The sequence below is a fragment of the Rhodococcus zopfii NBRC 100606 = JCM 9919 genome, from assembly GCF_001895025.1.
Taxonomy (GTDB): domain Bacteria; phylum Actinomycetota; class Actinomycetes; order Mycobacteriales; family Mycobacteriaceae; genus Rhodococcus; species Rhodococcus zopfii.
On sequence record NZ_BCXI01000001.1, the window covers coordinates 395,577 to 415,615 of the forward strand.

Genomic DNA, 20,039 nt, shown 5'->3' on the forward strand with positions numbered 1-20,039 from the left:
TCGTTACTCGGCGTCGAAATCGAACCTGGCGAGCAGCGCCTTGCGCTGACGGTCGCCCAGGCCGCGCAGGCGGCGCGTCGGGGCGATCTCCAGCTCGGTCATGATCTCCTGTGCCTTGACCTTGCCGACCTTCGGCAGGGCCTCGAGCAGGGCGGAAACCTTCATCTTGCCGAGGATCTCGTCGTTCTCGGCATCCTTGAGCACCTGCTTGAGGTCGGTGCCGCCGCGCTTCAGACGCTCCTTGAGCTCTGCCCGGGCACGACGGGCAGCAGCCGCCTTCTCCAGAGCAGCGGCGCGCTGCTCGTCGGTCAGCTGGGGAAGGGCCACGGTTCCTCCGTCTCATCGTTGGAAAATAGTCTTCGACCGCTGATAACCAGCGGCGATAGCGACCGTACTCACGCTCGACGACGATTGCGAACCCACCCCCCGGCGTTCCAGTCGAAAATCCGTGCGGTAGTGCAGGACAATTCCGCGACGCGAAACAGCCCTTTCCGGCGGCCGACACACCACTTCCCACCTGCGGCGACGCCGAAAACCCGCAGGTGAACACGGTAATGTCCGGTTCGGCGCGGAAGCGCGCTCCGGCTCTGCACCGGATGGGCCGCGACGATGCCGAAGCGGGTCGGCCGGTCCGGAAAATTTTCTGACGATTGCGCGTGTCGCGTCTCCCACCAGCACGGGGAGACACGAAACGAACCGTCGCCGTGGCGCCCCGCCGCCGTGCCCCCACGCACAGCGGCGGGGCCGGACCCACGAAGGATCCGGCCCCGCCGGGACGACTGTCGTCAGGCCCTCAGGAACGCGAACCCGTCGACGGCGCGGGCGACCGCGTCGCGCAGCGCCGGCACCGCCGGACCGGCGCGCAGCACCTCCCGGGACACGTTCGGCACAACCGCATCGAGATGGTCACCGGCGAGTCGGCGCACGTCGTCCGCGGTTCCGCCCTGCGCCCCGACGCCGGGCATGAGGATCGGGCCGTGCAGCGCGCTCAGATCGGGCGCGGCGGCCAGCGTCGCGCCGACCACCACCCCGACCGATCCGAGCACCGCGGCCCCGGCGTTGCGGACCGCGGCCTCGTCGACCATCACCTGGGCGAGAGTGCGCCCGTCCGCGACCGTCGCCTGCTGCACCTGCGCGCCCTCCGGGTTGGAGGTGGCCGCAAGCACGAACACCCCGCGCCCGGTCTCCTGAGCGAGCTGCAGCGCCGGTTCCAGGGCGCCGAAGCCCAGGTACGGCGAGACGGTCACCGAATCGGAGCACAGCGGCGAGTCGTCGGACAGCCAGGTTCGCGCGTACGCGGCCATGGTGGAGCCGATGTCGCCGCGCTTGGCGTCGGCGAGCACCAGCGTTCCGCTCTCGCGCAGCGCAGCGACGGCGCGTTCGAGCACGGCGATGCCGGCGGACCCGAACGCCTCGAAGAACGCCACCTGCGGCTTGACCAGCGCGACCTCACCGGCGAACGCCTCCACGCAGTACTCGGTGAACGTGGCCAGGCCCGCCGCGTCGACGGTCAGCCCCCACGCCCCGAGCAGTTCGGGGTGCGGGTCGATGCCGACACACAGCGGTCCGCGCTCGGCGAGCGCCGCGTGCAGCCGCTCCCCGAACCCGGTCACGACAGCGGCTCGCCGTTGCGCAGGCCCGCCTGCATCCGCTGGATGGAGCGGACACCGATCTCTCCGCGGATCGCGGCCTCGATGCCCTGGATCGCGGCCGCGGCACCCTGCACGGTCGTCACGCACGGGATGTTCGCGGCGACGGCGGCGCTGCGGATCTCGTAGCCGTCGATGCGCGGTCCGGCGTTGCCCCACGGCGTGTTGATGACCATCGCGACGTCCCCGGCGCGGATGCGGTCGACGATCGTCGGCGCGCCCTCGGGACGATCCTCGTCGGACACCTTGTACACGTGCTCGCACGGGACACCGTTGCGCTGCAGCACCTCCGCGGTGCCGACGGTCGCCATGATCCGGAATCCCAGGTCTGCCAGGTGCTTGACCGGGAAGATCATCGACCGCTTGTCCTTGTTCGCGATCGAGACGAACACCGCACCCGAGAGGGGCAGCGAACCGTACGCGGCGGTCTGCGACTTGGCGAACGCCCGGCCGAAGTCGCTGTCGAGGCCCATGACCTCACCGGTGGACTTCATCTCGGGGCTGAGCAGCGTGTCGACGCCGGTGCCGTCGGCCTTGCGGAACCGGTTGAACGGCAGCACCGCCTCCTTCACCGCGATGGGCGCGTCGAGCGGGGCGTGGCTGCCGTCGCCCTCCGCCGGGAGGATGCCCGACTGCCGCAGCTCGGCGATGGTCTCGCCGAGCATGACCCGCGCGCACGCCTTCGCGAGCTGCACACCGGTCGCCTTGGACACGAAGGGCACGGTGCGGCTGGCCCGCGGGTTGGCCTCGAGGACGTACAGGATGTCGTCCTTGAGCGCGTACTGGACGTTGAGCAGGCCCTTGACGCCGATCCCCTTCGCCAGCGCCGCGGTGGAGCGCCGTACGTTCTCGATGTCGGAGCGGCCGAGCGTGATCGGCGGCAGCGCGCACGCCGAGTCACCGGAGTGGATACCGGCCTCCTCGATGTGCTCCATGATGCCGCCGATGTAGACGTCGGTGCCGTCGCACAGGGCGTCGACGTCGATCTCCACGGCGTCGTCGAGGAAGCGGTCGACCAGCACCGGACGGTCGTCGGAGATCTCGGTGGCGTTCGCGATGTAGGTCTCGAGCGCCTTCTCGTCGTAGACGATCTCCATGCCGCGGCCGCCGAGCACGTAGGACGGGCGCACCAGCACCGGGTAGCCGATGCCGGAGGCGATCTCCCGCGCGCCCTCGAAGGTGGTGGCGGTGCCGTACTTCGCGGCCGGCAGGTCGGCCTGCTCGAGCACCCGGCCGAACTCGCCGCGATCCTCGGCGAGGTCGATCGCTTCGGGGCTGGTACCGACGATCGGCACACCCGCGGCCTTCAGCCGCCGGGCCAGGCCCAGCGGGGTCTGGCCACCGAGCTGCACGATGACACCGGCCACGGTGCCCGACTCGCACTCGGCGCGGTACACCTCGAGCACGTCCTCGAAGGTGAGCGGCTCGAAGTACAGGCGGTCGGCGGTGTCGTAGTCGGTGGAGACGGTCTCCGGGTTGCAGTTGACCATGACGGTCTCGTATCCGGCTTCCGACAGGGTCAGCGCGGCGTGCACGCACGAGTAGTCGAACTCGATGCCCTGGCCGATACGGTTCGGGCCGGACCCGAGGATCAGCACCTTCGGGCGTTCGGTCTGCGGCGCGACCTCGGTCTCGGCCTGGGGATCGAGCTCGTAGGCCGAGTAGTGGTACGGAGTGCGGGCCTCGAATTCGGCGGCGCAGGTGTCCACCGTCTTGTACACCGGGTGCACGCCCAGTTCGATGCGCAGGGCGCGGACGGCGTCCTCGTCGGCGAACTGCTCCGGGCGCAGCTCGGCGATCTGCCGGTCGGAGAAGCCGTGGTGCTTGGCGTAGCGCAGTTCCTGCTCACCGAAGGTCTCGGCGACGCGGATCTCGTCGCCCAGCTCGACGATCTGCTGGATCTGGTCGAGGAACCACGGGTCGATCGCGGTGGCGTCGAAGACCTGCTCGACGGTCGCGCCGAGCTCGAACGCCCTCGCCACACCGTAGATCCGGCCGTCGGTGGGAGTCGCGATCTCGGCGAGGATCGAGTCGAGGGTGCCGTCGACCTCGGGGCCGGTCCAGAAGCCGGCGCGCTTGGTCTCGAGCGAGCGCAGCACCTTGCCGAACGCCTCGGTGAAGTTGCGGCCGATCGCCATGGCCTCACCGACGGACTTCATGGTGGTGGTGAGGGTGCCGTCGGCACCGGGGAACTTCTCGAACGCGAACCGCGGCGCCTTGACCACGACATAGTCGAGGGTCGGCTCGAAGCAGGCCGGCGTTTCCTTGGTGATGTCGTTGACGATCTCGTCGAGCGTGTAGCCGATGGCGAGCTTGGCGGCCATCTTCGCGATCGGGTACCCGGTGGCCTTCGACGCCAGCGCCGAGGACCGCGAGACGCGCGGGTTCATTTCGATGACGACGAGCCGTCCGTCCTTCGGGTCCATCGCGAACTGGATGTTGCAGCCGCCGGTGTCGACGCCGACCTCGCGCAAGATCGCGATCGAGAGGTCGCGCATCTTCTGGTACTCGCGGTCGGTCAGGGTCATCGCGGGTGCGACCGTGATCGAGTCGCCGGTGTGCACACCGACCGGGTCGACGTTCTCGATCGAGCAGACGATCACGACGTTGTCGCGGCCGTCGCGCATGAGCTCGAGCTCGTATTCCTTCCAGCCGAGGATGGACTCCTCGATCAGGACGTTCGCGGTCGGCGACGCGGCGAGACCGCCACCGGCGATGCGGGTGAGGTCCTCGTCGTTGTAGGCCATGCCGGAGCCGAGCCCGCCCATCGTGAACGACGGGCGCACCACGACGGGGAAGCCGAGTTCGGCGACGGTCGCGCGGACCTCGTCCATCGTGAAGCAGACCCGCGAGCGGGCGGACTCGCCGCCGCACTTGGTGACGATGTCCTTGAACATCTGGCGGTCCTCGCCGCGCTGGATGGCGTCGAAGTCGGCGCCGATCAGCTCGACGTCGTACTTGTCGAGGATGCCCTGCTCGGAGAGCGCGACCGCGGTGTTCAGCGCGGTCTGGCCGCCGAGGGTCGCGAGCACCGCATCGATCGGGGTGCCGTTGGCGGCCTCGGTGGCGATGACCTTCTCGACGAACTCGGCGGTGATCGGCTCGATGTAGGTGGAGTCGGCGAACTCCGGGTCGGTCATGATCGTGGCCGGGTTGGAGTTGACGAGGCTGACCCGCAGGCCCTCCTCGCGCAGCACCCGGCAGGCCTGGGTGCCGGAGTAGTCGAACTCGCAGGCCTGGCCGATGACGATCGGGCCGGACCCGATCACCAGGATGTGGGAGAGATCGGTACGGCGTGGCATCAGTTCTTGTCTCCCTCGAGCAGGCTGGTGAAGCGGTCGAACAGGTAGGCGGCGTCGTGCGGGCCCGCCGCTGCCTCCGGGTGGTACTGCACCGAGAAGGCGCTGCCGTCGAGCAGGCGGACACCTTCGACGGCACCGTCGTTGGCGCAGGTGTGGCTGATCACGGCGCGACCGAACGGGGTGGCGAACTCCTGGCCCGCCTCACCTTCGAGCGCGAAACCGTGGTTCTGCGCGGTGATGGCGATACGGCCGGTGTCGTGTTCGACGACCGGGATGTTGATGCCGCGGTGCCCGAACTTCATCTTGTAGGTGTTCAGGCCCAGGGCGCGCCCGAGGATCTGGTTGCCGAAGCAGATGCCGAACAGCGGCAGGCCCTGCCCGAGCACCTCCTTGGTGAGGTGCACGGCACCGTCCGCGGTCGCCGGGTCGCCGGGTCCGTTGGACAGGAACACGCCGTCGGCCTCGAGGTCGAGGATGTCGTGCAGCGTCGCGGTGGACGGCAGCACGTGCACCCGCATTCCGCGTTCGGCGAACATGCGCGGGGTGTTGGTCTTGATGCCGAGATCGATGGCCGCGACCGTGAACCGGGCCTCGCCCCCGACCGGTTCGACAACGTATCCGCTGGTGGTGCTGACCTCGCCGGCGAGGTCGGCGCCGAGCATCGAGGGCTGGTCCTTGACGCGGGCGAGCAGTTCGGCGTCCGGCGCGAGCGCGTCGCCGGAGAAGACGCCGGCGCGCATGGATCCGCGGGTACGCAGGTGCCGCACGAGGGCGCGGGTGTCGATGCCGGCGATGCCGACCACACCCTGCCGGACCAGTTCGTCCTGCAGGGAGCCGGTCGCACGCCAGCTCGAGGTGCGGCGAGAGGGGTCGCGCACCACATATCCGGCGACCCAGATCTTCGCTTCCGTGGAGTCCCCGGTCGGGCCGACGGACTCGTTGTCCTCCTGGTTCCAGCCGGTGTTGCCGATCTGCGGTGCCGTCGACACCACGATCTGCCGGTGGTAGCTGGGGTCGGTGAGGGTCTCCTGGTAGCCGGTCATGCCGGTGCTGAAGACGGCCTCACCAAGCGTCTGGCCGACTGCTCCGAAGGTGGTGCCGCGGAAGATGCGCCCGTCCTCGAGTACCAGCAGCGCGGTGCCGCCGCCGAAATTACCGCCGCTCATGCGTTCTCTCCGTTCTGCTCGACCTCACCAGAGCTGTCCGCATCAGCTGAAATCTCACGTGCTGTGATCGTCACTGTCCTGAATTTTCGTTCGTCGCGTCCACCCACGAGGGGTAAACAGTCTTGTCGTCGCCGCGGAACCCGGTGTCGACCTCGGTTCCGGAGGGCAGTTGCCAGCGGATGACCAGGACGCCGTCCTTGGTCATGACCTTCCCGGCCAAGCCCCGTTCGGTGCGGATCGCGCGGATCGAGTCCTGCGGAATCCAGATCGGCGAAGCACCGTCGCGTTCGAGGAGCACTCCGCTGCGGTAGCGGCTGATCTCGCCGGCGGCCCGGTGGCCCAGGTCGCCGACCGCGACGCGGTCCTGCCAGCTCGGGGCCAGGGTGCTGCCCACGTACAAGCCGGTGCTCGGCGCCACCAGCTGATCGCCCAGCTCCGCCGGCACGGCGGGTAGCTCGCCGACGGCGTCGGCCTGACGGCGGGCGCGTCCACGCCAGCCCTTCCACATGAGCAGCACCAGCACGACCCACAGCAGCAGAAAACCGAGGGTGATCAGTACCCGGTCCATCGCCTACCTCCCGCCGGTCGTCGGCCGTACCGCGCCGTCGCGGGCGGTGATCCGGCCGCGCAGCACGGTCGCGGTGACCTTGGCGGGCAGCGTCATCTCCTCGTACGGGGTGTTGTGCGAGATGCTCGCCAGTTCCGGTCCACGCACCGTCCATTCGGTGTCCGGGTCGACGAGCACGACGTTGGCGGGCTCCCCGACCGCGAGGGGACGTCCCTGGTCGTCGAGTCCGACGATCTCGGCGGGCCGCTCGCTCATCACCTTCGCGACGCCGCGCCAATCGAGCAGGCCGGGCCGGACCATCGTCTCGACGACGATCGACAGGGCCGTCTCGAGGCCGAGCATGCCGGGGCGGGCCTGCGAGAATTCGCAGCATTTGTCCTGTTCGGCGTGCGGGGCGTGGTCGGTGGCCACGCAGTCCAGGACGCCCTCGGCCAGGCCGCGGCGCAGCGCCTCGACGTCGGAGCGTTCCCGCAACGGCGGGTTGACGCGATTGACGCCGTCGTAGGTCTCGAGCCGCGAGTCGTCGAGCAGCAGGTGATGCGGAGTCACCTCGGCGGTGATCGAAATCCCCTGTCCGCGTGCCCACTTGACGAGCTCGACGGTGCCGGCGGTCGACGCGTGGCAGATGTGGACGCGAGCGCCGGCGTCACGGGCCAGCAGGGCGTCGCGCGCCACGATCGATTCCTCGGCGGCGCGCGGCCAGCCGGCCAGACCCAGCCGCGCCGCGGTCGGGCCTTCGTGGGCGACGGCGCCGACGGTCAGCCGCGGCTCCTCGGCGTGCTGGGCGATGAGGACGCCGAGAGTGCCCGCGTATTCGAGCGCGCGCCGCATGATCAGCGGGTCGTAGACGCAGTGTCCGTCGTCGGAGAACATCCGGACCCGGCCGACGCCGGCCGCCATGGTGCCCATCTCGGCGAGCTGTTTGCCGGCGAGACCGACGGTGACCGCCCCGACCGGGTGCACGTCGACGAGCCCGACCTCCTGGCCGCGCCGCCACACGTGGTCGGTGACCACGACCGAGTCGGCGACCGGGTTCGTGTTGGCCATCGCGAACACCGCGGTGTACCCACCGAGGGCGGCGGCGGCGGAGCCGCTGTCGATCGTCTCGGTGTCCTCGCGGCCGGGTTCACGGAGGTGGGTGTGCAGGTCCACGAAACCGGGCAGCAGAATGTGACCGGTCCCGTCGATCACCTCGGCGTCGGCGTCGGCGTCGAGGCCGGAACCGATCGCGAGGATCTGTTCGTCGCCGAGCAGGACGTCGACCGGGTCGCCCTCGCCGTAGACCAGCACGTTGCGGATGAGCACCTGCGGGGTCACCGAATTATCTCCTGTCCCAATGATTTTCGTCATGCCGATGCCTCTTCGGTGCCGACCAGCAACCGGAACAGCACCGCCATGCGTACGTGCACACCGTTGGTCACCTGCTGCAGCACCGCGGTCTGCGGCGCGTCGGCCACCGCCGAGGCGATTTCCATACCGCGCAGCATCGGTCCGGGGTGCAGCACGACCGCGTCGTCGGAGAGCAGCCTCAACCGGCGCTCGGACAGCCCGTAGCCGATCGAGTATTCGCGCGCCGACGGGAAGAACCCGCCGTTCATGCGTTCGGCCTGCACCCGCAGCATGAGCACCGCGTCCAGGCCGGGCAGTTCCGCGTCGAGCGAGTGGGCCACGGTCACCGGCCATGTCTCCACCCCGACCGGCAGCAGGGTGCGCGGCGCGACGAGCACCACCTCGGCGCCGAGCATCGACAGCAGCAGCGCGTTCGAGCGGGCCACCCGGCTGTGCAGGATGTCGCCGACGATGCCGATCCGCCTGCCTTCCAGCGAACCCAGCCGCTGCCGCAGGGTCAACGCGTCCAGCAGCGCCTGCGTGGGGTGTTCGTGGGTTCCGTCACCGGCGTTGATCACCGAGGGGCCGTTACCGTCGGCGTCGGTCGTCCAGTCCGCGATACGGTGCGCCGCACCGGAGGCGGGGTGACGCACGATCAGCGCATCGGCGCCCGCGGCGTGCAGGGTCAGCGCGGTGTCGCGCAGCGATTCCCCCTTGGACACCGACGAACTCGACGCGCTGACGTTGATGACGTCCGCGCTCATCCACTTGCCGGCGACCTCGAAGGACACCCGGGTCCGGGTCGAGTTCTCGAAGAACACGGTCATCACGGTGCGGCCGCGCAACGTCGGCAACTTGCGCACCTCGCGGCCGAGCAACGCCTGCTCGAACCGTTCCGCCTCGTCCAGAAGCTCGGTCGCGGAATCCGTCGTCAGATCCGCGATGGAGAGCAGGTGTTTCACAGGTTCTTGCCTCCGGAGATCTCCACCGCGTCACGTCCGTCCTGTTCGGTGAGCAACACGCGCACATCCTCGGTGCGGGCGGTGGGTACGTTCTTGCCGACGTAGTCGGCGCGTAGCGGCAACTCGCGGTGCCCGCGGTCGACGAGCACCGCGAGTTGCACGGCACGCGGCCGGCCCAGATCCCGCAGCGCGTCGAGGGCAGCGCGCACGGAGCGGCCCGAGAAGAGCACGTCGTCGACGAGGACGACGAGGGTGTTGTCGACGCCGCCTTCGGGCACCGAGGTGCGTTCGAGGGGGCGATGCGGCTTGGTCCGCAGATCGTCGCGGTAGAGCGTGATGTCGAGGGATCCGACCCGCACGCGAACACCGGAGAACTCCTCGATGCGCTCGGCGATGCGGTGCGCGAGGGTGGTGCCGCGGGTGGGGATTCCGACCAGCACGACGCGGGGCGCTTCGCCCTCGGGGGCGTCGAGTGCGGTCTTCTCGATGATCTGGTGCGAGATGCGGGCAACGGTGCGTCCGACATCCGCGGCCGACAACAACTCGCGGGCGGGCGCTCCGGTTCCGGACGCCGATGAATCGGTGGATGCTGACGAGCCGTCCTCGGACATGGCCATACAGCGACCTCCTTCTCCGCCTCGCTGGACGGATCGTTAAAGGATGCCTGACGGTCAAACAGCCTATCAGCGGCCGGGTGCCGTCACGGCACGGTTGACGGGTGAAGCGCGACACAGGAGCGCCGAACACGAGGGCGGGTCCGGTGAGATCGTCGACCTCGCCCGGACCCGCCCGCGTTGCATCGTGCCCTACTGCTGCGACCCGGATCGGTCCGGGCCGTCGGACTTCTCCACGGCATGCACCGACGTCGCTGCGGCCGCAGCACGCACCTGGTCGGCGACGGCGACGAGCTGGCCGAGAACTCCGTTGACGAAGGCCGGCGAGTCGTCGGTCGACAACTGCTTGGCGAGTTCGACGGCCTCGTCGACGGCCACGACCGGCGGCACGTCGGTGGCGTGGAACAGCTCCCACGCGGCGATCCGCAGAATCGCGCGGTCCACGGCGGGCAGCCGCGCGAGCGTCCACTCGTGCAGGTGGTCGGCGATGAGCTGATCGAGTTCGTCGAGGTGCTCGGCGACACCCCGGACCAGGGTCCGGGTGTACGGCGGGACCGGGGCCACCTGGTCGTCGGTGAGCGCCAGCGCCACGCGGTCCGCGGCGAGGTCGATCGGGTCGGTGTCGCGGGCCTCGGCCTCGAACAGCAGGTCGACGGCGCGTTTACGCGCCTTGTGCCGGGCTCCGAGTCTCTTCTGCGTTCCGGACACTCAGGAGTTCACTCGCCCGAGGTAGTTGCCGTCACGCGAATCGACCTTGAGCTTGTCGCCGGTGTTGATGAACAGCGGGACCTGGATCTCGGCGCCGGTCTCGAGGGTCGCGGGCTTGGTGCCGCCGGTGGAACGGTCGCCCTGCAGTCCCGGATCGGTGTGCTGGACGACCAGCTCGATCGTGACGGGGAGCTCGACGAACAGCGGGGTGCCCTCGTGGGTCGCGACCTGGACGGCCATATTCTCGAGCAGGAAGCGGGCACCGTCACCGAGCGTCTCCGGGGAGATCGAGATCTGGTCGTAGGTCTCGCCGTCCATGAAGACGTAGTCGGTGCCGTCGTTGTACAGGTAGGTCATGTCGCGGCGGTCGACGGTCGCGGTCTCGACCTTGACACCGGCGTTCCAGGTCTTGTCGACGGTCTTGCCGGAGAGCACGTTCTTCAGCTTCGAGCGCACGAACGCCGGACCCTTGCCGGGCTTGACGTGCTGGAATTCGATGATCTGCCAGAGCTGACCCTCGATCTTCAGCACAAGCCCGTTCTTGAAATCACTGGTATCGGCCACTTACTTCGCGTCTCCTAGAGTCGAGGAACCGCCCTTAAACGACGGTCAATGTCTTGTCGGTCAGCGTGAGCAGTTCCGGTGCCTGCTCGCGCACCACGAGCGTGTCCTCGATCCGCACACCTCCGCGCCCGGAGAAGTACACGCCCGGCTCGACGGTCACCGTCGCACCGGCGACAAGTGTACCGGTCGCCGCGGCACCGATCCCCGGCGCTTCGTGGATCTCGAGTCCGACTCCGTGACCGAGTCCGTGCAGGAACAACTCCCCGTACCCGGCATCGGTGATCACCGAGCGGGACACGGCGTCCACCGCGGCACAGTCGACGCCCGGCGCGAGCGCCTCACACCCGGCCTGCTGGGCGCGCAACACCAGGTCGTACAGCTCACGCTGCCAGTCGGCGGCCCTGCCGAGCACGTAGGTGCGGGTCATGTCGGAGTGGTAGCCGCCGACCTGGGCCCCGAAGTCGAGTTTGACGAAGTCGCCGGAGGCCAGCACCGTGCTCGTGGGCCGGTGGTGCGGGATCGCCGAGTTGGCGCCCGCGGCGACGATCGTCTCGAAGGAGATTCCGTCGGCACCGTGGTCGAGCATGCGGGACTCGAGGTCGCGGCCGACCTCCTTCTCGGTGCGGCCGGGGCGCAGGCCTCCGGCGGCGACGAGGTCCGCGAGCGCGCGGTCCGCAGCGGTACACGCCGCACGCAGCAACCCGATCTCGTGTTCGTCCTTGACCGTGCGCAGCTGCTCGACGAGGCCCGGCGCCGCGGTGAACGTCACGCCGCTGCCGAGTCCGGACCAGCGGGCGTGTTCGTCGACGGTGACGACGTGGCTTTCGAAACCCCAGGCCGTTGTCTGCGGTCCCGCGGATTCGACAAGGTGTGCGGCGGCGGCGCGCGCGACGACCGCGCGCAGGTCCGGGACCTGTTCGGCGATCTGGGTGACGTACCGGCCGTCGGTGCACACGACGGTCCGCGATTCGTCCGCGTCGTCGTCGGTGGTGACCAGCAGCGCGGCATTGGACCCGGTGAATCCGGTGAGGTAGCGGATGTTGAGCAGGTCCGTCACCAGCAGCGCGTCGAGCCCACGGTCGGTGAGGGTGGCGCGCAGCGCGGCGCGGCGGGAGGCATGATCGGCGGCCATCGATCCAACGTACCGCGACGGTTCGTGGCCGGTCACAGGACGACGGCACGGTTTCGGGTGTGGGCCGAGACACACTTTTGCCGATTCAGCCGTTACCCTCGGATACATGAAACCCTGGTTGACTCGCGGGCTCGGCCTGACTCTCACGCATGTGCTCGTCCGCGTCCTGCTGGGCGCAGCGCTCGTCCAGTGGCCCCTGCAGGGCACGGTCCTGCGGTGGGGCGGTCTGCTCGTCGTCGTGTTCGTGGCCCTGCTCTGGGGCGGCATCGACGGAATCCGCGATCGTCGGGCGAATCCGGATCCGGATCGCGGCGCGGACCTGACGATGCTGTGGCTGAAGGCCGGCGCGGTCGCAGGTCTGCTCGGCGGATTCCTCACGTGGCTCGTCGATGCGATCACCCCGATCCCGGTCGGCGTCAAGTCGCTGTTCTTCGAGATCACCTCCGGGGCGGCGTTCACCGTGCTTCTGGTGTTCCTGCCGGCCATGCTCGCCGTCACCGTAGGTCGTTTCCTGGTGCGCCGCGAGCAGGCGAAACCGGTCGAGCAACCCGCCCCGGCCCCGGTGCCGGTGGGCGCCGCGGCCGGGGCGAACACGGCGTGGAGCAGCGACGACTCCCCCACCGAGGTGTTCCCCGCTGTCGACCCGCAACGCGACGACAGGCGCTGACAACCGGCGGGCCTCCACTTCCGCGGCCGCCGCGACCATCGTGGTCGCGGCGGCCACGTCGTCTGTCGACCGCCGTCCAGCGGCCACCCCGATGTCGGTCGTCATCCGCCCCTCCGCGTGACGGGCCGACCCTTCACCCGGCGGGTGAACGCTCAGTTTCGAGATCGAAACGGGTCTGTCCTCGTGTCGACTCCACCGATCCGAGAACCGAGGTGCCCCCGATGACCGAAATGCTCGATCTCGATCCCGCCGCCCGCACGATGGCCGACGTGATCGCCGGGATCCGCGACGATCAGCTCACCGCCCGGACGCCGTGCCGGGACGCCACGCTCGGCGACCTGCTCGACCACGTCGGCGGCCTGTGCGTCGCATTCACCGCCGCGGCAACCAAGGAACTCGGTGAGACCACCGCCCGGCCGCCGGCACCGTCCGCCGCCAACCTCGGTGACGACTGGCGCACGCGGATCCCCGCGCAGGTTGCTGCCCTGGCCCAGGCCTGGCACGATCCCGCCGCGTGGACCGGGACCACGCAGGCCGGCGGTGTGGAACTGCCGGGGCGGATCGCGGGACTGATCGCGCTCGACGAGCTGGTGATTCACGGATGGGACCTCGCGGCCGCCGCCGGCCTGCCCTACCCCTGCGACGACGCGTCGGTGGCCGCCTGCACAGCGTTCGCGGCCACCGTCACCCCGGAACAGCGCGCCGAGGGCGGTCTGTTCGGTCCCGTGGTCACCGTCCCGGCCGATGCGCCCGCGTTGGATCGTCTCGTCGGCATGACCGGGCGCAACCCGTCCTGGACGCCACCGCGCGACGCCGGATGAGACGTCCGAGCCGCTTCGCGCCTTGTGTGATGTCACAATCGATCGCCATGAGCGCTATGACGAAGAACTCGGGCGCGCTCGCCGTGGGCGCGCGGGTGACGATGCGAACCGGCTCCGGCCACGCGGCACCGGAACGCGGTGCGATCGTGGCGGACTACGGCCAGGCCGTCGCCCTGGTCGCCGACGATCTCGGCCGCGACTGGGCTCCCGTGCGTCGGTGGGCGGTCGCGCTCGACGACGCCGGCTCGTCTTCGCCGACGACGGCGATCTCGAACCCGACGCAGCGTCGAAGGCCACCGCACCTCGTCGTAGGCCCGGCGCCACCCGAATGCCGTGTCGACGGCGCTACACCGTGTGTACGCGGCGTCGGGGTGGCACGATCGATTGTGGAGATCGTGACGTCGACGTGACGTTCGGCTCCCGAACAGGAAGTTGGGCAAGATGGCGCAGGGCACCGTGAAGTGGTTCAACAGCGAAAAGGGTTTCGGATTCATCGCTCCCGATGACGGGGGCGCCGACCTGTTCGTCCACTTCTCCGAGATTCAGGGCAGCGGCTACCGCTCGCTGGAAGAGAACCAGCGAGTGGAATTCGAGGTCGGGCAGGGGCAGAAGGGGCCGCAGGCCCAGCAGGTCCGCGCCCTCTGACCGGTTTACGAAAGCCGAAATCGGGGCGCATCCCGCGTGGGGTGCGCCCCGCCGGTCGTCGGGTCCGCGTCGTCGCGGCGCGGCTCTACGGGACGACCGGCACGAACGGCAGGATCTCGGCCCCGTAAGGTCCGACCACTCCCGCACTGGATTCGGGCACCTCGTTCCAGGCCCCAGTCAGGTCGCGCAGCGGCTCCGACACCACCAAGCGGGCTTTCGGCCCGAGCTCGGCGAGAACTTCCACCTCCGGGTGCAAGGCGCGGAGCGCAGTCATGTCGGTGGAGTAGAACAGCGACCGCGACAGCGTTTCGCTGGAATATCGGAAGAACCACAGCGACGTTCCATCCGACGTCGCGACCGTCATCTGCACCGGATTCTCGATGCCGTGTGCGCGCGCGACGTCTTCGACGAATCCGACCGCGCGGGCGACGGCGGCGACCGGGTCGTCGGTCAGGCCGAATGTCAGGGCGAGGAAGAACAGCGCCTCCGAGTCCGTCGACCCCAGGATCTCCGGGTACAGCGCAGCGTCCACCGCGAGCAGCAGATCCCGCTTGATCGTCGGATAGCTGTCGACCGCGCCGTTGTGCATCCACAACCAGTTGCCGTGCCGGAACGGATGGCAGTTGCTGCGCTGAACCGGCGAGCCCGTCGACGCGCGCACGTGCGCAAACAGCATCCCGCTGCGGATCTGGGTAGCCAGCTCCCGTAGGTTGCGGTCGTTCCAGGCGGGTTCGATGCTCTTGAACAGCGCCGGTCGCGGTCCTTCCCCGTACCAGCCGATACCGAAACCGTCGCCGTTCGTGGTGGTGGCGCCGAGCTTCGAATGAAGGCTCTGGTCGATGAGCGAGTGCATCGGACGGAACAGCAGATCCTCGGCGAGGATCCGCGCGCCGGCGTATGCCATCCATCTGCACACGGTTCTCATTGAAACAGATCGGAGCGCGCGACCCCCCGTTTTCCGAGCGGACGGTACATTCCGTCGATCTGTGAGGAGCCGAGCGGTACATTCGCTCGGCAAGAACGGGAGCCCCCGAGGCCCCGAACCCACTCTTCCGCAACGTATTGCGAGACTCCCCCGCGAATTCCCGCCGACCGCGCGCCTAATGGACAGAGTCGACGATCGGGGGTTCGGCAACATGACGAATCGCACTGCCCTGGTTGTGTCCGGCGCCGGCGCACGAGGCGCCTACGAGGCGGGGGCTGTCCGGGCCCTGCTTCCCGCGCTCCTGGCCGGCGACGCGATCCCGCAGATTCTGGTCGGGACCAGCGCCGGGGCCCTGAACGTGGCGGGATTGGCGGCCTATGCCCACCTCGGCGCCGAGAAGGCGGCCGAGGAGGTGGTGGCGGCGTGGAGCGACGCGTCGTTGACAGGCGTGTTCTCACCGGTCGGTAGCCTGCTGCGGACGGGCGGAGCGACCCTCGCCAGGCTGATCGGGCTTCCGGTTCCTCCACCCGCCGGGCTTCTCGACACGTCTCCGATGCGGGCCACGCTCGACGCCCTGGTCCCCTGGGATCAGCTACACGAGAACGTCCGCACCGGCAAGGTCCGAGCGATAGCCGTCACCGCGACCTCGCTGGCCACGGGCGGCACCGTGGTGTTCGTCGAGCACAACGACGACGTGCGTCTTCCCGGCTACGACGCACACCGCAACATCAGCTACGTCTCGACCGCTCTCACGATCGACCATCTCCTCGCCTCGGCAGCGATCCCGATTCTGTTCCAACCGATTCGGATCACCGACGAGAAGAACGACGAGTATGCGGGGTGGTACATCGACGGCGGTCTGTTGCTCAACACCCCCATCAAACCGGCGCTCGAGTTCGAAGCCACCAGGATCGGGGTGGTCGCGTCCCACCCGCAGGAACGTTTGCCGCCGCCGGCCGTATCGACGCTGCCTGCGACTCCGCCCGACGTTCTCGGCACCACGGCCTTGTCGCTGCGCGCAATTCTCACGGACCGCATGGTCGACGACCTGTGGACGCTCCGTACCCGCAATGACATGGACGGCTACACACCGGTCGAGGCCGTGTTCGCCGGCCCGGCCCTGGCGGAGACTGTCGAGATCGACCGTCTCGCGGAGGAGGCGTTCGACGGCATGCTCGGATTTCTGCACCGTGTGCGAAATCCGATGGAGACGACGCTGCTACGGCTGATGAGCGACGGAGTACCCGGTCACCGCGAACTGCTGAGCTACACGATGTTCGACTCGAGATTCACCGCGCCCGCCGCGGAGTTCGGCAGCCGTTGCACCCCACAGTATTTGTCACCCAGTCCACGACCGGCGGGACGCGAACGATGAGTCCGCCGTCCCGATCAAGTCGATGTCGGCAGACCAGCGAATCCATCGATGGACCTCGACCATGAAACCGGCCACCGTCACCGCCGTCTCCGTCGGCGGGGTGATGCAGGGACTCGGCGGGCCGGACGAGGATCGCCGCGGCGGCCATCGAAGAACTGACGGCAGCGGACGACGGTGAGTTACAGGTCCACGGATCGGGCGCGCGCTCGAACTCCTCGACTCTCGAACCACCCGAACGGCGTCACCATCCAGGTCTACCGACCGACCGCGATACGCCGACGCCGACGCCGACGCGGACCATCCGCACTGACGACCGCCCGGGGGACCGTGGTGCCCTTTCGGATCTGCTCGAAAGGGCACCACGCGGTCACCGCTCCGTCGCGCGCACGAGCAGGCGCAATTCCGCGCCGAGCGTGCACGCCCGCGGCAGGTCGACGAGCGCGTCCTCACGCAGTTCGGCGGTCAGGCGCGTCACCCGGTCGATCGAATCCGGGACTCGCTGCTGCCACCGCGCCAGGACCTCGTCGACGGCCGCCGGTGCGTGAGGGCCGCGGTCCCGGCGCAGGATGGCGGCGACGAGGCCGTGGTGGCGTTCGGCGAGGTCGTCACGCGCGGTTGCGAGCGCCGCGTTGTCCCACCAACTGTGGTGCCCGGTGGCCAGGTCCGGCGACAATCCGTCGATTCCGAGCAGCGAACCCGTGGCCGCGTGCACCCGGGCGACGATGCGCGCCGGACAATCCAGCGTAATTGCGGTGTCGACCAGCGCCGGGCACTCGCCGAGGAACCGGAAGTCCGGTTCCGCCGCGATGTCCTCGACCAGGTCCTCGATCCCGGCACGCAGCCGCATGATCTCGTCGGTCACATCGAGCGACGGTCGCAGCCGCAGAATCCACGAGACCGCATGCTCGACGAACCCTTGCACGGCACCGAGCCGATCCCACCGGGCGGCACCGGAGTCGGCACTGTCCCGCGCCTCGGCCCACAGCCGGTCGGTGTCGAACACCGCCCGGATCACCGCGTAGGCACGGGCGACCGCCGGTGTGCGTACCCCGAGCCGTTCCTCGAGCTGATAGATCATCCCGGGGCCGACGTGATCGACGAGATCGGAGGCGATCCGGGTGGCGACGATCTCGCGGCGCAGGGGATGGTCCCGGATCTCGTCCCGCAGCAGGTCGCGCATGCCGGCGGGGAAGTATTCGCGGGCGACGGCGGCGAAGACGGGGTCGTCGGGCACGTCGGAGTCGAGTAGGTCCCGGCACACGACGTTCTTCGATCGCGCGAGCAGTGCCGCGATCTCCGGCCTGGTCAACCCGCGACCGGCGCCGGCCCGCGCCGCCAGTTCCTGCACGGTGGGCAGCACCTCGGTGCTGCGCCGGATCCCGCCGGTCTCGAGGTGGACGATGAGCCGTTCGTGTCTGGCGAGCAACCGGGTTGCGCGCGAGCCGGCGAGCCCGAGCGCCACCGACTGATCCCGGCTCGTGCGGAGCACCGTCCGGGCCACCTCGTCCCTGGCGTCGGCCAGCAGCCGGTCGCGCTCGGCGAGGGTCAGACGTCCGCGGCGCCGTGCGGATTCGAGGGCGATCTTCAGATTCACCTCGGCGTCGGAGGTGGCCACGCCGGCCGCGTTGTCGATGAAGTCGGCATTGACGTGGCCGCCCGCGGCCGCGAACTCGACGCGCGCACGCTGCGTCAAACCGAGGTTGCCGCCCTCGCCGACGACACGACACCGCAGCTGCGCGGCGTCGACACGGACGGGGTCGTTTGCCGGATCGGCTGCGTCCGTGTGACTTTCGGAGGAGGCCTTGACGTAGGTGCCGACACCGCCGTTCCAGAGCAGATCCACCGGCGCCGTCAGCAGCGCCTTGATCAACTCGTCCGGGGTGGTGGTCGGGTGGGACAGTCCGAGCAGCCGCCGTGCCGGTTCCGGGACGATCACCGACTTCGCGGAACGTGGCCACACGCCTCCTCCGACGGAGAGGACGTCGCGGTCGAAGTCGTCCCAGCTCGATCCGGAGAGCTCGAACAGCCGACGACGCTCCGCGTAGGCACGGGCCGTATCCGGGTCGGGGTCGAGGAAGATGTGCCGGTGGTCGAAGGCACCGACGAGGCGCAGGTGCGGGGAGAGCAGCATCCCGTTGCCGAAGACGTCACCGGACATGTCGCCGATTCCCACCGCCGTCACCTCGGTGGTGTCCACGTCGAGACCGAGGTCGGCGAAGTGCTCACGGACCGCAACCCATGCGCCGCGCGCGGTGATGCCCATCGCCTTGTGGTCGTAGCCGCTCGATCCGCCCGAAGCGAAGGCGTCGCCGAGCCAGTAGTCGTACTCCGCCGCGATGGAGTTCGCCAGGTCGGAGAACCGGGCGGTGCCCTTGTCCGCGGCCACCACCAGGTAGGCGTCGTCCCCTGCGTGGACGACGGTGCGGTCCGGGTGCACGATCCGTCCCTCGACGATGTTGTCGACGAGGTCGAGCATTCCCCGGATGAACGTCGAATAGGCATGGGCGGGAGAGATATCCGGTCGTCTGCGGACGAACGCGCCCTTGGCGCCGACCGGGACGATGGGCGCATTCTTGACCACCTGGGTCTTCATGAGGCCGAGCACTTCGGTGCGGTAGTCCTCCGGGCGGTCCGAGAACCGCACCCCGCCACGGGCGACTGTGCCGCTTCGCACGTGGATCCCCTCCATCTCGTCCGAGTGGACGAAGATCTCGCGGTGGGGAACGACCGGTCCGGGATCGGCGAGGCGCCCGGACTCGAGCATGAACGCGCCGTGCGGTTTCGGTGCGCCGTGTTCGTCCCGCTGGTACCAGTTGGTGCGCACGGTCGCGGTGACGAACGACTCCAGGCTGCGCAGGATGCGGTCCTCATCCAGGCTGTCCGCCGCACCGCGCCGCGCGGCAAGCGCCGATTCGGCGTCGGCGGTATCCCGGTTGCGCCGGTCCGGATCGAAGCGCGCGGCGAAGCAGGCGACGAGTGCCTCGACGAATCGGGCGTTCCGGCAGAGGGTGTCGACGACGTACCGTTCCGACATGATCAGTCCCGCCTGGCGGGCGAAGCGGGCGGCGGCGCGGATCAGGTCGATGTCGCGCACGCCCACCTCGGCGACGACGGCGAGGCGGGAGTACCCGTCGACGACGGTGTGACCCAGCGCGTGGGCGTCGAAGACCGCCGCCACCCGGCGCGGCGAGCCCGGTTCCCAGTCCGGGGGCGTGACGAAAGCGAACCGGTGCACCCGGCGGTCTTCGTCGTCCACCTTCAGGAGTTCGTGCTCGTCGATCCGCAGCCCGAAATGCTCGAAGGTGTGGACGGAGTCGGCGAGCAGCGGCTCTCGTCCCGGCCATCGCATGACGGCACCCGCGGTACCGTCGGCGGGCTCCTCGACGAACAACAGGGCCGGTCGAGAATCCTGCGAGCGCGCGAGGAGCCGTGCGGCCTCGGCGACGTCGGGGGGCGCCGGTTCGCGCGGATGCGCGGTAGCGGTGTCGGTCATCTGCATGTCCTTTCGATCACCCGGTGTGAGCCGTGATGTGCCGCCAGTCTGCGGATGGCCATCGATGACGGACATGTGTTCGGTGTACAGGAAGGTCCCATAACTTGTACTTCAGGTCC

Annotated in this window: 18 protein-coding genes; 5 read left to right on the plus strand and 13 right to left on the minus strand. The window is 69.3% G+C overall.

Going from position 1 to position 20,039, the window contains the following annotated elements; genetic code table 11:
* Positions 1-3: 3 nt before the first annotated feature.
* The 11 genes from mihF to RZ1_RS01815 all read right to left on the minus strand — a co-directional run bounded on the left by mihF (position 4) and on the right by RZ1_RS01815 (position 11,994).
* Positions 4-327: an integration host factor, actinobacterial type gene (mihF, locus tag RZ1_RS01765; RefSeq protein WP_068158315.1), complete on the minus strand. Its 324-nt coding sequence runs from the start codon at positions 325-327 to the stop codon at positions 4-6.
* Positions 328-785: 458 nt separating this feature from the next.
* Complete coding sequence (gene pyrF / locus RZ1_RS01770) at positions 786-1,613, minus strand: orotidine-5'-phosphate decarboxylase (protein WP_072808606.1); 828 nt, start codon at positions 1,611-1,613, stop codon at positions 786-788.
* Positions 1,610-4,951 (minus strand): carbamoyl-phosphate synthase large subunit, encoded by a 3,342-nt coding sequence (gene carB / locus RZ1_RS01775; RefSeq protein ID WP_072808608.1) that lies wholly within the window; start codon positions 4,949-4,951, stop codon positions 1,610-1,612. Before carB ends, pyrF begins: the two co-directional genes overlap by 4 nt.
* Positions 4,951-6,117, minus strand: a complete 1,167-nt coding sequence (gene carA, locus RZ1_RS01780; protein ID WP_072808609.1) for a glutamine-hydrolyzing carbamoyl-phosphate synthase small subunit — start codon at positions 6,115-6,117, stop codon at positions 4,951-4,953. The genes carB and carA overlap by 1 nt, the downstream gene beginning before the upstream one ends.
* Before the next feature lie 70 nt (positions 6,118-6,187).
* Positions 6,188-6,685, minus strand: a complete 498-nt coding sequence (locus tag RZ1_RS01785) for a PH-like domain-containing protein (RefSeq protein WP_072808611.1) — start codon at positions 6,683-6,685, stop codon at positions 6,188-6,190.
* A gap of 3 nt (positions 6,686-6,688) precedes the next feature.
* Positions 6,689-8,035, minus strand: coding sequence for a dihydroorotase (locus tag RZ1_RS01790; protein ID WP_072808613.1), 1,347 nt, complete (start codon positions 8,033-8,035; stop codon positions 6,689-6,691).
* Complete coding sequence (locus tag RZ1_RS01795) at positions 8,032-8,976, minus strand: aspartate carbamoyltransferase catalytic subunit (protein ID WP_072808615.1); 945 nt, start codon at positions 8,974-8,976, stop codon at positions 8,032-8,034. Before RZ1_RS01795 ends, RZ1_RS01790 begins: the two co-directional genes overlap by 4 nt.
* Entirely contained in the window at positions 8,973-9,593 is a 621-nt protein-coding gene (pyrR, locus tag RZ1_RS01800) for a bifunctional pyr operon transcriptional regulator/uracil phosphoribosyltransferase PyrR (RefSeq protein WP_072808616.1), read from the minus strand. The genes RZ1_RS01795 and pyrR overlap by 4 nt, the downstream gene beginning before the upstream one ends.
* 189 nt (positions 9,594-9,782) lie before the next feature.
* Positions 9,783-10,298, minus strand: a complete 516-nt coding sequence (gene nusB, locus RZ1_RS01805; protein ID WP_072808618.1) for a transcription antitermination factor NusB — start codon at positions 10,296-10,298, stop codon at positions 9,783-9,785.
* Positions 10,299-10,862 (minus strand): elongation factor P, encoded by a 564-nt coding sequence (gene efp, locus RZ1_RS01810; RefSeq protein WP_072808620.1) that lies wholly within the window; start codon positions 10,860-10,862, stop codon positions 10,299-10,301.
* A 34-nt stretch (positions 10,863-10,896) separates the two neighbouring features.
* Complete coding sequence (locus RZ1_RS01815) at positions 10,897-11,994, minus strand: M24 family metallopeptidase (protein ID WP_072808787.1); 1,098 nt, start codon at positions 11,992-11,994, stop codon at positions 10,897-10,899.
* Positions 11,995-12,100: 106 nt separating this feature from the next.
* On the opposite strand from RZ1_RS01815, the gene RZ1_RS01820 reads away from it, so the two are divergent.
* The 4 genes from RZ1_RS01820 to RZ1_RS01835 all read left to right on the plus strand — a co-directional run bounded on the left by RZ1_RS01820 (position 12,101) and on the right by RZ1_RS01835 (position 14,127).
* Entirely contained in the window at positions 12,101-12,661 is a 561-nt protein-coding gene (locus tag RZ1_RS01820; protein WP_072808622.1) for a B-4DMT family transporter, read from the plus strand.
* A gap of 221 nt (positions 12,662-12,882) precedes the next feature.
* Entirely contained in the window at positions 12,883-13,482 is a 600-nt protein-coding gene (locus RZ1_RS01825; RefSeq protein WP_072808624.1) for a TIGR03086 family metal-binding protein, read from the plus strand.
* A gap of 47 nt (positions 13,483-13,529) precedes the next feature.
* The gene (locus tag RZ1_RS31750) at positions 13,530-13,892 is read left to right on the plus strand and encodes a hypothetical protein (RefSeq protein ID WP_169917814.1); all 363 of its coding nucleotides are present in this window, start codon (positions 13,530-13,532) and stop codon (positions 13,890-13,892) included.
* Positions 13,893-13,923: 31 nt separating this feature from the next.
* Positions 13,924-14,127 (plus strand): cold-shock protein, encoded by a 204-nt coding sequence (locus RZ1_RS01835; protein ID WP_068158269.1) that lies wholly within the window; start codon positions 13,924-13,926, stop codon positions 14,125-14,127.
* A gap of 85 nt (positions 14,128-14,212) precedes the next feature.
* On the opposite strand, the gene RZ1_RS01840 is transcribed toward RZ1_RS01835, so the two are convergent.
* Positions 14,213-15,031: a class II glutamine amidotransferase gene (locus tag RZ1_RS01840; protein WP_072808628.1), complete on the minus strand. Its 819-nt coding sequence runs from the start codon at positions 15,029-15,031 to the stop codon at positions 14,213-14,215.
* A 232-nt stretch (positions 15,032-15,263) separates the two neighbouring features.
* On the opposite strand from RZ1_RS01840, the gene RZ1_RS01845 reads away from it, so the two are divergent.
* A complete protein-coding gene (locus tag RZ1_RS01845; protein WP_072808789.1) occupies positions 15,264-16,427 on the plus strand; it encodes a patatin-like phospholipase family protein in 1,164 nt (387 codons plus the stop codon).
* A 367-nt stretch (positions 16,428-16,794) separates the two neighbouring features.
* Here the strand turns inward: RZ1_RS01845 and RZ1_RS01850 are convergent, their stop codons facing one another.
* The gene (locus RZ1_RS01850; protein WP_072808791.1) at positions 16,795-19,920 is read right to left on the minus strand and encodes an NAD-glutamate dehydrogenase domain-containing protein; all 3,126 of its coding nucleotides are present in this window, start codon (positions 19,918-19,920) and stop codon (positions 16,795-16,797) included.
* Positions 19,921-20,039 lie beyond the last annotated feature (119 nt).

Bases quoted from the DNA above. Each gene is read 5' to 3' on its own strand.
- carB (WP_072808608.1), bottom strand. From the start codon at position 4,951: ATGCCACGCCGTACCGATCTCTCCCACATCCTGGTGATCGGGTCCGGC.
- carA (WP_072808609.1), bottom strand. From the start codon at position 6,117: ATGAGCGGCGGTAATTTCGGCGGCGGCACCGCGCTGCTGGTACTCGAG.
- RZ1_RS01785 (WP_072808611.1), bottom strand. From the start codon at position 6,685: ATGGACCGGGTACTGATCACCCTCGGTTTTCTGCTGCTGTGGGTCGTG.
- RZ1_RS01790 (WP_072808613.1), bottom strand. From the start codon at position 8,035: ATGACGAAAATCATTGGGACAGGAGATAATTCGGTGACCCCGCAGGTG.
- pyrR (WP_072808616.1), bottom strand. From the start codon at position 9,593: ATGGCCATGTCCGAGGACGGCTCGTCAGCATCCACCGATTCATCGGCG.
- RZ1_RS01815 (WP_072808787.1), bottom strand. From the start codon at position 11,994: ATGGCCGCCGATCATGCCTCCCGCCGCGCCGCGCTGCGCGCCACCCTC.
- RZ1_RS01820 (WP_072808622.1), top strand. From the start codon at position 12,101: ATGAAACCCTGGTTGACTCGCGGGCTCGGCCTGACTCTCACGCATGTG.
- RZ1_RS01825 (WP_072808624.1), top strand. From the start codon at position 12,883: ATGACCGAAATGCTCGATCTCGATCCCGCCGCCCGCACGATGGCCGAC.
- RZ1_RS31750 (WP_169917814.1), top strand. From the start codon at position 13,530: ATGAGCGCTATGACGAAGAACTCGGGCGCGCTCGCCGTGGGCGCGCGG.
- RZ1_RS01835 (WP_068158269.1), top strand. From the start codon at position 13,924: ATGGCGCAGGGCACCGTGAAGTGGTTCAACAGCGAAAAGGGTTTCGGA.
- RZ1_RS01840 (WP_072808628.1), bottom strand. From the start codon at position 15,031: ATGGCATACGCCGGCGCGCGGATCCTCGCCGAGGATCTGCTGTTCCGT.
- RZ1_RS01845 (WP_072808789.1), top strand. From the start codon at position 15,264: ATGACGAATCGCACTGCCCTGGTTGTGTCCGGCGCCGGCGCACGAGGC.
- RZ1_RS01850 (WP_072808791.1), bottom strand. From the start codon at position 19,920: ATGACCGACACCGCTACCGCGCATCCGCGCGAACCGGCGCCCCCCGAC.